General features: G+C 72.6%; 10 protein-coding genes and 1 riboswitch. Of the genes, 3 read left to right on the top strand and 7 right to left on the bottom strand.

The annotated features are described in order from the left end of the window. Window positions 1–33 precede the first annotated feature (33 nt). Together acnA and ACFZDL_RS02315 are read right to left on the bottom strand one after the other, a co-directional pair. Complete coding sequence (gene acnA, locus ACFZDL_RS02310; RefSeq protein ID WP_353590979.1) at window positions 34–2751, bottom strand: aconitate hydratase AcnA; 2718 nt, start codon at window positions 2749–2751, stop codon at window positions 34–36. A gap of 267 nt (window positions 2752–3018) precedes the next feature. Then, the gene (locus ACFZDL_RS02315) at window positions 3019–3633 is read right to left on the bottom strand and encodes a hypothetical protein (protein ID WP_353590978.1); all 615 of its coding nucleotides are present in this window, start codon (window positions 3631–3633) and stop codon (window positions 3019–3021) included. Window positions 3634–4433: 800 nt separating this feature from the next. Here ACFZDL_RS02315 and ACFZDL_RS02320 point away from each other — a divergent pair. Next, complete coding sequence (locus ACFZDL_RS02320) at window positions 4434–5330, top strand: ribonuclease BN (RefSeq protein ID WP_353590977.1); 897 nt, start codon at window positions 4434–4436, stop codon at window positions 5328–5330. A 58-nt stretch (window positions 5331–5388) separates the two neighbouring features. Beyond that, on the top strand, window positions 5389–6318 hold the full coding sequence (locus ACFZDL_RS02325) for a LysR family transcriptional regulator (protein ID WP_353590976.1): 930 nt from the start codon (window positions 5389–5391) through the stop codon (window positions 6316–6318). A 27-nt stretch (window positions 6319–6345) separates the two neighbouring features. Here ACFZDL_RS02325 and ACFZDL_RS02330 read toward each other — a convergent pair whose 3' ends face one another. Both ACFZDL_RS02330 and ACFZDL_RS02335 read right to left on the bottom strand, forming a co-directional pair. Then, window positions 6346–6708, bottom strand: a complete 363-nt coding sequence (locus tag ACFZDL_RS02330) for a GntR family transcriptional regulator (protein WP_353590975.1) — start codon at window positions 6706–6708, stop codon at window positions 6346–6348. A gap of 1 nt (window position 6709) precedes the next feature. After that, the gene (locus tag ACFZDL_RS02335) at window positions 6710–7678 is read right to left on the bottom strand and encodes a DUF1648 domain-containing protein (protein ID WP_353590974.1); all 969 of its coding nucleotides are present in this window, start codon (window positions 7676–7678) and stop codon (window positions 6710–6712) included. Between the two features lie 145 nt (window positions 7679–7823). Here ACFZDL_RS02335 and ACFZDL_RS02340 point away from each other — a divergent pair, with 145 nt between their 5' ends. Continuing rightward, window positions 7824–9353: a UDP-N-acetylglucosamine 1-carboxyvinyltransferase gene (locus ACFZDL_RS02340; RefSeq protein ID WP_353590973.1), complete on the top strand. Its 1530-nt coding sequence runs from the start codon at window positions 7824–7826 to the stop codon at window positions 9351–9353. A 70-nt stretch (window positions 9354–9423) separates the two neighbouring features. Here the strand turns inward: ACFZDL_RS02340 and ACFZDL_RS02345 are convergent, their stop codons facing one another. From ACFZDL_RS02345 to ACFZDL_RS02355, 3 genes are read right to left on the bottom strand one after another with little or no spacing between them, the layout of a single operon-like run. Further along, complete coding sequence (locus ACFZDL_RS02345; RefSeq protein WP_353590972.1) at window positions 9424–10239, bottom strand: ABC transporter ATP-binding protein; 816 nt, start codon at window positions 10237–10239, stop codon at window positions 9424–9426. A gap of 20 nt (window positions 10240–10259) precedes the next feature. Continuing rightward, window positions 10260–11273: an iron chelate uptake ABC transporter family permease subunit gene (locus ACFZDL_RS02350; RefSeq protein WP_353590971.1), complete on the bottom strand. Its 1014-nt coding sequence runs from the start codon at window positions 11271–11273 to the stop codon at window positions 10260–10262. Further along, a complete protein-coding gene (locus ACFZDL_RS02355) occupies window positions 11270–12307 on the bottom strand; it encodes an ABC transporter substrate-binding protein (RefSeq protein ID WP_353590970.1) in 1038 nt (345 codons plus the stop codon). Before ACFZDL_RS02355 ends, ACFZDL_RS02350 begins: the two co-directional genes overlap by 4 nt. A gap of 59 nt (window positions 12308–12366) precedes the next feature. After that, window positions 12367–12543: riboswitch (cobalamin riboswitch) on the bottom strand. Window positions 12544–12585 lie beyond the last annotated feature (42 nt).

Consider the following 12585-nt stretch of genomic DNA (forward strand, 5'->3'; position numbering starts at 1 on the left):
CGTCCGACCGTCCGTCGGGCTTGCGCCCGGGGATTACTTCCGGATCAGCGAGCGCAGCACGTACTGCATGATGCCGCCGTTGCGGTAGTAGTCGGCCTCACCGGGGGTGTCGATGCGGACGACCGCGTCGAACTCGACGCCCGTGTCGGTGGTGACCTTCACGGTGCGCGGGGTGGTGCCCTCGTTCAGCTCGGTGACGCCCGAGATGGAGAAGGTCTCCTCGCCGGTCAGGCCCAGCGACAGCGCCGAGGCGCCTTCCGGGAACTGCAGCGGCAGCACGCCCATGCCGATGAGGTTGGAGCGGTGGATGCGCTCGTACGACTCGGCGATGACGGCCTTGACGCCCAGCAGCGCGGTGCCCTTGGCGGCCCAGTCGCGGGAGGAGCCGGAGCCGTACTCCTTGCCCGCCAGGATCACCAGCGGGACGCCCGCGGCCTGGTAGTTCTGCGACGCGTCGTAGATGAAGGAGACCGGCCCGCCGTCCTGGGTGAAGTCGCGGGTGAAGCCGCCCTCGGTGCCCGGCGCGATCTGGTTGCGCAGGCGGATGTTGGCGAAGGTGCCGCGGATCATGACCTCGTGGTTACCGCGGCGCGAGCCGTAGGAGTTGAAGTCGCGGCGCTCGACGCCGTGCTCGGTGAGGTACTTGCCGGCCGGGGTGTCGGCCTTGATGGCACCGGCCGGGGAGATGTGGTCGGTGGTGACCGAGTCGCCGAGCTTGGCGAGCACCCGGGCGCCGGTGACGTCCTGGACCGGGGCCGGCTCCATGGCCATGCCCTCGAAGTACGGGGGCTTGCGGACGTAGGTGGACTCCGGGTCCCACTCGAAGGTGTTGCCCGTCGGGATGGGCAGCGCCTGCCACTGCGCGTCGCCCGCGAAGACGTCGGCGTAGCTGGTGTTGAACATCTCCTGGCCGATCGCGGAGGCGACGACCTCCTCGACCTCCTGCTCGGAGGGCCAGATGTCGGCCAGGTGGACCGGGTTGCCGTCCTGGTCGGTGCCGAGCGCGTCCTTGGTGATGTCCACCTTCATGGAGCCCGCGATGGCGTACGCGACGACCAGCGGCGGGGACGCCAGGTAGTTCATCTTGACGTCCGGGTTGATCCGGCCCTCGAAGTTGCGGTTGCCGGACAGCACGGAGGTGACGGCGAGGTCGGCCTCGTTGACGGCCTTGGAGACCTCCTCCGGCAGCGGGCCGGAGTTGCCGATGCAGGTGGTGCAGCCGTAGCCGACGAGGTTGAAGCCGAGCTTGTCGAGGTACGGGGTGAGGCCGGCGCGGTCGTAGTAGTCCATGACGACCTTGGACCCGGGGGCCAGGGTGGTCTTGACCCACGGCTTGCGGGTCAGGCCCTTCTCCACGGCCTTCTTGGCCACGAGGGCGGCGGCGACCATCACATACGGGTTGGAGGTGTTGGTGCAGGAGGTGATCGCGGCGACCGTGACGGCGCCGTGGTCGATCTCGTACTGGCTGCCGTCGGGGGCGATGACCGGGGTCGGCCTGGTCGGCATGCCGTTGTGGTCGCGCGCGGGGGCGTCGGAGGCCGGGAAGGACTCCTTGCCCGTCTCCTCGTCCTCCGCGACGTAGTTGCGCACGTCCTGGGCGAACTGCTCGGCGGCCTCGGCCAGGATGATCCGGTCCTGCGGGCGCTTGGGGCCGGCGATCGACGGGACGACCGTCGACAGGTCGAGCTCCAGCTTCTCGGAGAAGTCCGGCTCGGCGGCCGGGTCCAGCCACAGCCCCTGCTCCTTGGCGTACGCCTCGACGAGCGCGAGCTGCTGCTCGCTGCGGCCGGTGAGCTTGAGGTAGTTGATGGTCTCGCCGTCGATCGGGAAGATCGCGGCGGTGGAGCCGAACTCCGGCGACATGTTGCCGATCGTGGCGCGGTTGGCGAGCGGGATGGAGGAGACGCCCTCGCCGTAGAACTCCACGAACTTGCCGACCACGCCGTGCTTGCGCAGCATCTCGGTGATGGTCAGCACCAGGTCGGTGGCGGTGGTGCCGGTCGGCAGCGAGCCGGTGAGCTTGAAGCCCACGACGCGCGGGATCAGCATCGAGACCGGCTGGCCCAGCATCGCGGCCTCGGCCTCGATGCCGCCGACGCCCCAGCCCAGCACGCCCAGGCCGTTGACCATGGTGGTGTGCGAGTCGGTGCCGACCAGGGTGTCGGGGTACGCCTGGCCGTTCCGCACCATGACGGTGCGGGCCAGGTGCTCGATGTTGACCTGGTGGACGATGCCGGTGCCCGGCGGGACGACCTTGAACTCGTCGAACGCGGTCTGGCCCCAGCGCAGGAACTGGTAGCGCTCCTTGTTGCGCCCGTACTCCAGCTCCACGTTCTGGGTGAAGGCCTCGGGGGTGCCGAAGCGGTCGGCGATGACCGAGTGGTCGATGACCAGCTCGGCGGGGGCGAGCGGGTTGATGCGGGCGGGGTCGCCGCCCAGTTCCTTGACGGCCTCGCGCATGGTGGCAAGGTCCACGACGCAGGGCACGCCGGTGAAGTCCTGCATGATCACGCGGGCCGGCGTGAACTGGATCTCCTGGCTGGGCTGGGCGCTGGGGTCCCAGCTGCCCAGCGCGCGGATGTGGTCGGCGGTGATGTTCGCGCCGTCCTCGGTGCGGAGCAGGTTCTCCAGCAGCACCTTGAGGCTGTACGGCAGACGGGCGGACCCCTCCACCTTGTCCAGCCTGAAGATCTCGTACGACTCGTCGCCCACCTGCAGCGTGCTACGGGCGTCGAAGCTGTTCGCCGACACGACTGTCTCCTTCATGCATGATCTCGCGCGTATTGCCGCAATCCTGCCGTCACATGCCCTCGCCCATCAGGTAAGGTCAGACTTAGTTAGGTAAGCCTTACCAGTGCGGCTGCGGTGCGCCCTCCGGCGGATATCTCGATGTCAAGATAACCCTAGTACATGGACCGCCGCACTGGGGGCCCGCGCTGCCGTGATCCGTTTCTCACACCCGGGAAGCCCGCACGCGCCCCGCATGGCGATCATCCGCGGCTCCGCGCACCATGAGGATCATGCGAAGGAGGACCGCATGGACTCCTCGGGCACTCCCTCCTCGGAACCACCTCCGGAGCCTTCCGCCGGATCTCCGCTGAGCGCCACCGAGCGCCAGGAGTACGAGCGGCTGCGCAAGGCGGTCGCCGTCCGCCACCGCCGGCTGCGGTACGCGGCGGCGTCGGTGCTGCTGGTGCTGGCCGTGCTGCTGGCACCGCTCGCCCTGGTCGCCACCTGGGCGCACGAAGAGGTCTCCGACACCGACCGGTACGTCCGGACCGTGGCGCCGCTCGCCTCCGACCCCGCCGTACAGAACGCGGTGACCGACCGGCTCACCAAGCGCGTCGTCGGCAACGTCGACGTCGCCGCCCTCACCGCCTCGCTCACCAAGGCACTCGACCGCGTCGGCGCCCCGCCCCGGGTGGCCGACAGCGCCCGGCTGCTGACCGGGCCGCTGGAGACCGCCCTCACCACGGCCGTCCACGACGTGGTGACCAAGGTGGTGCGCAGCGACCAGTTCGCCCAGGTGTGGACCGCAGCCAACCGCCGGGCGCACGCCGCCGTGGTGAAGGTCCTCACCGGTGAGGGGCCCAGCGCCGTCCAGGCCAGGGGAGACACCATCGTCCTGGACATCGGCACCCTGGTCGACAACGTCAAACGCAGGCTGGTCGACGCGGGCTACGAGAAGGCCGCGCACATCCCCACCGTGGAGCGGACGGTCCCCCTGCTGCGGACCGACAAGCTCGACAAGGCGCAGGACGCGATGCGGCTGCTCAATGTGGTGGGCGTCTGGCTGCCGGTCACGGTGATCGTGCTCGCCGCCCTCGCCGTGGGGACGGCGCCCGCACACCGGGTGGCGCTGATGAGCGTGGGCGTCGGCGTCGCGGTGATGATGCTGGTGCTGCTCGTCGGCCTCGCCGTGGCGCGCCGGGTCTATCTGGACTCCGTCCCGCCCACCACGCTGCCCGAGAACGCCGCCGCCGTCATCTACGACACCCTCGTGCGCTTCCTGCGCGAGTCCACCCGCACGATCCTGGTCATCGCGGTGATCACCGTGCTGTCCGGCTATCTGTACGGCCCCGGGCGCGCCGCCCGCGCCGTGCGCTCGGGGGCGGCCCGCGCCACCGGCGCCACCGCCCGGGCCCTGGCCCGCGCCGGGGTGCGCACGGGTGGCACGGGCCGCTGGCTGGACACCCACCGCGGCTGGACCACCGGGGCCGCCATCACCGCAGGCGCGCTCGCCCTCGTCCTGTGGAACCACCCCACCCCGGCCTCCGTGGCGCTCGTCCTGGGCGTCGTCGTCCTCGTCCTGGTGCTGCTGGGCATCCTCGCGGCGGCGGCTGGCGGACGTCACGAGCACTCCTTATCGGTGGCGGCGGCCCCGCACGGGTACGGCCGACCGAGGTGGCAGCCTGGAACGCAGGAGGCAGGCGGTGACTTCCGGCGGAGACGAACACCGGCCACCCCGGTTCGGCGGAGCACGGAGTGTCCTGGCCGCGGCGCGGGCCCCGTCCGTCACCCGGCTGCTCACCAGGCTGGTGGAGCGGCTGCTGGCGGTGAACACCGTGGAGGCCGCCATGCGGCTGGCCGCCCAGGCGTTCCTGACGGCCTTGCCGCTGCTGATGGCGGTGGCGGCCTTCGCCCCCGAGGGCATGAAGGGCCTGCTCGCGGACTCCCTGCGCTCGGTGGTCGGGGTGCGCGGCACGACGCTGGACCAGGTGCGCCGGGCCCTCGCCGCGTCCGGCGAGACGCGGAACCCCTCGGGCGCCGTGGGCCTGGTGGTGGCGCTGGTGTCGGCGACGGCCTTCAGCCGGGCGCTCCAGTCGGTCTGCGAACGGTGCTGGAAACTGCCGAGGGCGAAGCTCCGCGTGACGGCGTGGCGCTGGCTGCTGTGGCTGCTGGTCTGGCTGGCGGTGCTGCTCGTCCAGGCGCCGCTGCGCAGGGGCTTCGGCACCGGGATCGTCTCGGGGCTGGTCCTGTCCCTGCTGTCGGCCGTCCTGCTGTGGTGGTGGACCCAGCACCTGCTGCTGGGCGGCCGGGTCGGGTGGCTGCCGCTGCTGCCCGGGGCGGTGCTCGCGGGCACCGGCACCGTGATGCTGGGCTTCGGCTCCCGGCTGGTCATGCCGCTGGCGATGAACCGCAGCCTCGCCGACTTCGGCCCCGTCGGCCCCGTCTTCACCCTCCTGTCCTGGCTCATCGCGATGTTCCTGATCGTGGTGGCGGCACTGGCCATCGGCCAGGTGGTGGCCTCCTCCGCCTGGTACGCGCGGCTGGTCGCCCGGCCGCCGGACACCCCGGATTCGAACACCCGCCCAGGTGCCGCTCCCTGAGCGTCAGGCGCCCCAGGATGGGGCCGTCGGGCGCCGCGCGAGCCGGAATACTGAGGCGATGGATCCGCACCTGCTCCGCACCTTCGTGTCCGTGGCCCGCCGCGCGTCCTTCGCGGAGGCCGCCCGCGACCTGGGGTTCCCCCCGGCAGCCGTGTCCCGGCACATCGCCACGCTCGAAGCGGACCTGCGGACCCCGCTGCTGACCCGGCGTCCGGTGGCGCCGACCGCGGCGGGCGCGCGGCTGCTGGAACACGCGGGTCCGCTGCTGCACCGGCTGGACGCGGCCCGCGCGGACATCGAGCGCCTTGCCGGCGCCGCCACCGCCCGGCTGACGCTCGGCGCCTCGCCGCCGGCCATGACGCCCCGGGTCGCGGCGGCCCTGGCCGAGGTGCGCCGGGCCCACCCGGGCGTACGGACGTCCGTACGGCTGCTGGGCCGCGACGAGATCCCCGCGGCCGTGGCCACCGGGCAGCTCGACCTCGGGCTGACCGACGGCCTGACGGCGCCCGGCGACCCCCTGCCGCCGCCCGGCCCCGGCCCGCTGTCCGCCCTGGCCGTCGCCGAGGGCTCGCTCGTCGTGCCCCTCCCCCTCGGCCATCCGCTGGCCCGCCGCCTCGGCCTGCGGCTGACCGACCTCGCCGACGCCCGCTGGCGCTGGCTGGACGCACCCGACGCCGCCGTCCCCCTGCGCCGCCTGCGCGCCGCCACCGGCACCGACGGCTTCCGCGCGGCCCTGCGGTACGAGGGCACCGACGTACGGGCGCTCCTCACCCTGGTCGCCGCGGGCCACGGCCTGACCCTGCTCCCCCACTCCGCCACCGGGGGCGCCCCCGGCGTCGTCGCGGTGCCCCTGATCTCCCCGCGCCTGGTCCACCGCGTCGAGCTGCTCCTCCACGGGGCGCCCCTGCACGACCCGGCGGCGGACTTCGCGGAGCTGGTGACGGGGATGGCGGCGGGGGCGGGGACGGGCGGTCACCGGTACGAGTGAACGCCGGGGCGAAACACCTCAGCCGCCTCAGCCGCCCGCGAGGCCGTTGCGCACCAGGGCCAGCAGTTCGTCGTCGGAGAGGCCGATCGCGCGGGCCTGGGTGACCAGGCCGTGGACGCCCTCGACGAGGCGGGCGCGGCCGGCGGAGGTGGGGGCGCCGGTGACCACGGCGCCGCGGCCGCGGCGCAGTTCGATCAGGCCCTCTTCGCGCAGCCTCTGGTAGCCGCGCAGGACGGTGTGCACATTGACGCCGAGGGAGTCGGCGAGGGCGCGGGCGGCCGGGAGGCGTTCACCGGGGTGGACCGTGCCGTCGGCGATCGCGCGGCGTACGCAGGCGGCGATCTGGTCGCCGAGCGGGACAGGGGAGCCGGGGTCGACCGTGAACAGCATGTCAGCTCGCGTCCAGGGGGCGGCCCGCGCCGCGGTCCGTCCGGTGGATGAGCGTGTTGAGCAGCGCCGCGGCGGTGTGGGCGTCGTCCACTGTCACCACGAACTCCTTGCCGGTCGTCAGCCGCAGGCACAGCGCGTCCCCGGAGCGCAGCACCAGCCCGCTGCGCCCCGCCCTGATCCGGTAGCCCCAGCCGCCGAAGTCGCCGTACGCGCTCACCTGACGGCTGGTGGCCTCCTCGATGCGGCCGAGCGGCACTCGCAGACGGGGCAGCCGGACGACGGGCGGGGACACGGTCAGACCGCGCCGGTCGACGGTGACCCGGCAGCCGGACAGCAACACGGCGACCACCCCCATCACGGCCATCGGCAGCCCGCTCACGGGGCTCACGGTCATGGCCAGCACCGCGCCCGCGCACGCGAGGGCCAGCCCCACACCGAGCAGCACGCGCGAGGTGACGGTGCGCGTCCAGCTGGCGAGCTCGCCCTCGCCCAGCGGCAGGCGGCGCGGCTGGTCGGCGGGCCCGGCGGCGGGCGGGGCGTCCGCCCCGGCCAGCAGCCAGCCCGCCGCCGCGGCGGGCAGCGCGCAGGCCAGGGCCACGGCCAGCTGCCACATCGGGAAGCGGACGTCGGCGGCGTCGGGGACGTCGGCGTTGGCGAAGAGCGTGGCGGGGAAGGCGTAGCCCAGCAGCCCCGACTCCCCGTACGCGACCGCGGTCAGCGGGCGGGTGCCCCGGCCGGAGCGGTGGACGAGGACGGCGAAGACCGCCCCCTGGACCGCGAGGAGGCCGGTGGCCACCCAGACGAAGGAGGTCGCGCTGGAGAAGCCGTCGGCCTTGCCGCTCGCCGGGAAGTGGGTGGCGAGCGGATCGGGGAGCCGGTCGCGCAGGGCCGCGTAGGTGGTGAGGACGGCGGCGCAGGCGAGGGCGAAGGGGAGGACGACCACCAGGGTGCGGCGCAGCGACTGATGCACGGATGCCTCCTGTTCAGGTGTTCACAGCATAGTTGTTCGCATGCAACTAGAACAATGGTCTCGCCGGGCAGGACGTCTTCCGCCCCTTCACCCGAATGCCACCCCCGTCGCGCCCGCATCTCATATTTGAGATAGTCTCTACCGTATGACCGACGACTACCTCGCCCGTATCGGCAAGCTCATCCGCGACGCACGACAGCATCGTGGCTGGACGCAAACGCAGCTCGCGGAGGCGCTCGGCACCAGCCAGAGCGCGGTCAACCGCATTGAACGAGGCAACCAGAACATCAGCCTTGAGATGATTGCCAGGATCGGCGAGGCCCTCGACAGTGAGATCGTCTCGCTCGGATACGCGGGGCCGATGCATCTGCGGGTCGTCGGCGGCCGTCGTCTCTCGGGCGCCATCGACGTCAAGACGAGCAAGAACGCCTGCGTCGCGCTGCTGTGCGCCACACTGCTCAACTCGGGCCGTACGACCCTGAGGAGGGTCGCCCGGATCGAGGAGGTCTACCGCATCCTGGAGGTGCTGGGCAGCATCGGCGTCCGCACCCGCTGGATCAACGACGGGGCCGATCTGGAGATCGTGCCGCCGGCCGAACTGGACCTGGACGCCATGGACACCGAGGCCGCCCGCCGCACCCGCAGCGTCATCATGTTCCTCGGCCCGCTGCTGCACCGCATGCGGCAGTTCAAGATCCCGTACGCGGGCGGCTGCGACCTCGGCACCCGCACCGTGCAGCCGCACATGACCGCGCTGCGCCCCTTCGGCCTCGAAGTGACCGCCACGGACGGGATGTACCACGCGCGGGTGGACCGCGAGGTGGCCCCCACCCGCGCGATCGTGCTGACCGAGCGCGGCGACACGGTCACCGAGAACGCGCTGCTGGCCGCGGCCCGGCACGACGGCGTCACCGTGATCCGCAACGCCTCCCCCAACTACATGGTCCAGGATCTGTGCTTCTTCCTGGAGGAGTTGGGGGTCAAGGTCGAGGGAATAGGGACCACCACGCTCACCGTGCACGGCCTCGCCGAGATCGACCGGGACGTGGACTTCGCCCCGTCGGAGGACCCGGTCGAGGCGATGAGCCTGCTGGCCGCCGCGGTGGTGACGGAGTCGGAGCTGACGATCCGGCGGGTGCCGGTGGAGTTCCTGGAGATCGAGCTGGCCGTACTGGAGGAGATGGGCCTCGACCACGAGCGCAGCGCCGAGTACGCGGCGGACAACGGCCGTACGCGGCTGATCGATCTGACCGTGCGGCCCTCCAAGCTCCAGGCGCCCATCGACAAGATCCACCCGATGCCGTTCCCCGGCGTCAACATCGACAACGTGCCCTTCTTCGCGGCCATCGCCGCCTCCGCGCAGGGCTCCACGCTGATCCACGACTGGGTCTACGACAACCGGGCCATCTACCTGACCGAGTTGAACCGCCTCGGCGCCCACGTCAAACTCCTCGACCCGCACCGGGTTCTGGTCGAGGGCCCGACCCGGTGGCGGGCGGCCGAGATGATGTGCCCGCCGGCGCTGCGCCCCGCGGTGGTGGTGCTGCTGGCGATGATGGCGGCGCCGGGGACGTCGGTGCTGCGCAATGTGTATGTGATCAACCGGGGTTATGAGGACCTGGCGGAGCGGCTGAACTCGATCGGCGCGCAGATCGAGATCTTCCGCGACATCTGAGCCCGCTCCGGAGACCGGCCGCCGCCGCGCCCCGGCCGCCCCGGCCGCCCCGGCCGCCCCGGCCCGTCGCTCAGCCGGGCCGGGGCGGCTGTTGGGCCGCTCCGGCCCGCGGCGGCTGTTGGGCCGCGCGGCGCAGGAAGCGGATCACGGGGTGGCCCGGGCCGGTGGTGACCTCGGCGCGGACCGCGTAGACCCGCTCGATGAGGGCGGGGGTCAGGACCTCGGCCGGGGTGCCCTCCGCGACGGCGCGGCCGTCGCGGAGGACGAGCAGCCGGTCGCAGTACATCGCGGCGAGGTTGAGGTCGTGCAGGGCGATCACGGTGGTGACCGGGAGGCCCGCGACGAGGTCCAGCAGGTCGAGTTGGTGCTGGATGTCGAGGTGGTTGGTGGGTTCGTCGAGCAGGAGCTCGCGGGGCTCCTGGGCGAGGGCGCGGGCGATCTGGGCGCGCTGGCGTTCGCCGCCGGACAGGGTGTGCCAGGACTGGGCGGCCCGGTCGGTCAGTCCGGTGCGGGCCAGGGCCGCGGTGACGGCCTCGGCGTCGGCCGCCGTGGGCGGTGTCCAGGCGCGGCGGTGCGGGATGCGGCCGAGGGCCACGACGTCACGGACGGTCAGTTCGGTCCGGGTGTGGGCGTGCTGTTCGACGGTGGCGATGCGCCGGGCGATGGCGCGGCGGCCTGCCTCCGGCAGCGGGCGCCCGTCCAGGGTGACGACTCCGGAGGTGGGGGCGAGGACGCCCGCGAGCAGTCTGAGCAGCGTCGACTTGCCCGAGCCGTTGGGGCCGAGCAGTCCGACCGTCTCGCCGGGGCCGAGGGTCAGCGTGAGGCCGTCGACGGTGACCTTGCCGGCGGTACGGCGGCCGACCCGGTCCGCGCGCAGGCCGGTCATGCCTTGCTCCGGCGGGCCGGTCACGCCTTGCTCCGCCCGCGGTAGAGCACAGCCACGAACGCCGGTACGCCGATGAGGGACGTCACCACGCCCACCGGGACCTCCTGGGGATCGAGGGCGGTGCGGGCGAGGGTGTCCACCCACACCAGGAAGACGGCTCCGGTCAGCGCCGTGACGGGCAGGAGGCGGGCGTGGCCGGCGCCGGTGAGGGCGCGCGTGGCGTGCGGGAGGACCAGGCCGACGAAGCCGATCGCCCCGGCACAGCTGACCAGGGCGGCGGTGAGCAGCGCGGTCGCCGAGAGCAGGACCAGGCGGGTACGGGCGACCCGGACGCCGAGTCCGGCCGCCGCCTCGTCGCCGAAGGCGAACGCGTCCAGGGTGCGGGCGTATCCGAGGCAGACGGCGAGGACGGCGGCCAGGACGGCGGCGCAGAGCAGCACCTGCCCCCAGTCGGCGCCGGTGAGCGAGCCGAGCAGCCAGAACAGCACGGCCCGGGTGGTGTCGGCGTCGGCGGAGGTCAGCACGGTGAACGAGGTCAGCGCGGAGAACAGCTGCATGGCGGCCACCCCGGAGAGCACGACCCGGTCCGTGCTGCCGCCGAGCGTGTGGCTGAGCAGCAGCACCAGGGCGAAGGAGAGCAGGGCGCCGAGGAAGGCGCCCGCGGACAGGGACACCGCTCCGCCGCCCACGCCGAGCACGACCACGGCGACCGCCCCCGTGGACGCGCCGGAGGACACCCCGAGCACGAACGGATCGGCCAGCGGATTGCGCAGCAGCGACTGCATCACCGCCCCGCACACGGCGAGCCCGGCCCCGCACACGGCGGCGAGCAGGGTGCGCGGCATCCGCAGGTTCCACACGATGCCGTCCCGCAGCGGCGTCAGCGCGCTTACGCTCATGCCGAGATGGGCGGCGACGGAGGCCCACACATCCCCCGTGGAGATGTCGGCCGGCCCGATCGTCACCGCGACGGCGACCGATACGATCAGCGCGGCCGACCCGCCGCCGGTCAGCAGCAGCGTGCGGGCCCTCACGTGGCGAGCCCGAGGTCGCGCAGGCCCGCGGCGACCTTCTCGATCCCTTCGACCGTGCGGATGGACGGGTTCATCGCCTGCCCGCTCAGCAGCACGTACCGCTTCTTCTTCACGGCCGTCAGGTTGCGGGTGGCGGGGTTGCGCTCCAGGAAACGGATCTTGGCCTGGGCACTCTCGGCGGTCTGCTGCTTACGGGTCAGATCGCCGAGCACGATGACGTCGGGGTCGCGGTCGGCGACGGTCTCCCAGTTGATCTGGGGCCACTCGTCGTGGGTGTCGGCGAATGCGTTCTCCGCGCCGACCGCCCGCGTGATGGCGCCCGGCGCGCCGCAGCAGCCGGCCAGGTAGGGCGACTGGGAGTTGGCGAACCAGTACATGAGGGAGACACCGGAGGCGTGCAGCCCGGCGGTGGCCTTGCTGACCCGCGCCTTCAGCCCGGCGACGAGCTTCTTCCCCCGCTCCTCCACCCCGAACGCCCTGGCCAGGTCGGCAATCTCGCCGTAGACGGTGTCGAGGGTGAGGGGTGCGCCGCGCGCTCCGTCGCCACCGCTGTCGTTGTCCTTGCCCGCCGAGCAGTCGGAGGGGGAGACATACGTGGGCACGCCCAGCTTCTCGAACTGCTCGCGGGTGGCGACACCGCCCTTGCCGAGGGTGGAGACGAACGAGGAGGTGACGAAGTCGGGGTCGGCGTCCAGCACCTTCTCGAAGGAGGGCGCGTTGTCCGCCAGCCGCGGCACGGACGCGTTGGCCTTCTCCAGGCCCTTCATCACCGGGTCCGTCCAGGTCGCCGTACCGGCCATGCGGTCGGCGAGGCCGAGGGAGAGCAGGATCTCCGTGGTGCCCTGGTTGAGGGAGACGGCCCGCTCGGGGGCCGCCTTCAAGGTGACCTTGTGGCCACAGTTCTCGATGGTGCGCGGGTAGCCCGAACCGGCGGGCTTCCCGGCATCCGCGCCGCCTTGTGAGCCACCGCACGCGGTGAGCAGAAAGGCGGGGGCGAGCAGCAGAGCGGCGGGGCGAAGAGCGGTACGGAGCACGGGTTTGCCTCGGTGGTCGGGGCTCGTACGCGGAGCCTGGCCTGTGGACGACCGCCGCGCCGGGGCGCGGAGGTGCCAGCAGGTCTTCGGACTCGGGTTCGTCCGGACGAGGCGCCTTCCCGGTCTTCCAGTGGCGACGTGCCCCGCCCGTCCCCCTCACCGCTGCGCGTCAGTTCCGGATTCGCACCGGATTCCCTGGCCTCGGATGTGGCTCGACTGGCCCCCAGAGGCTACCAAGCCCGCCGTGCGGTCGGATATGTGGCTGCGGTCGGATATGT

It is taken from the genome of Streptomyces sp. NPDC007917, assembly GCF_042959105.1.
Taxonomy (GTDB): domain Bacteria; phylum Actinomycetota; class Actinomycetes; order Streptomycetales; family Streptomycetaceae; genus Streptomyces.

Bases quoted from the DNA above. Each gene is read 5' to 3' on its own strand.
- ACFZDL_RS02315 (WP_353590978.1), bottom strand. From the start codon at position 3,633: ATGTCCAGGACGATGGTGTCTCCCCTGGCCTGGACGGCGCTGGGCCCC.
- ACFZDL_RS02325 (WP_353590976.1), top strand. From the start codon at position 5,389: ATGGATCCGCACCTGCTCCGCACCTTCGTGTCCGTGGCCCGCCGCGCG.
- ACFZDL_RS02330 (WP_353590975.1), bottom strand. From the start codon at position 6,708: ATGCTGTTCACGGTCGACCCCGGCTCCCCTGTCCCGCTCGGCGACCAG.
- ACFZDL_RS02340 (WP_353590973.1), top strand. From the start codon at position 7,824: ATGACCGACGACTACCTCGCCCGTATCGGCAAGCTCATCCGCGACGCA.
- ACFZDL_RS02345 (WP_353590972.1), bottom strand. From the start codon at position 10,239: ATGACCGGCCTGCGCGCGGACCGGGTCGGCCGCCGTACCGCCGGCAAG.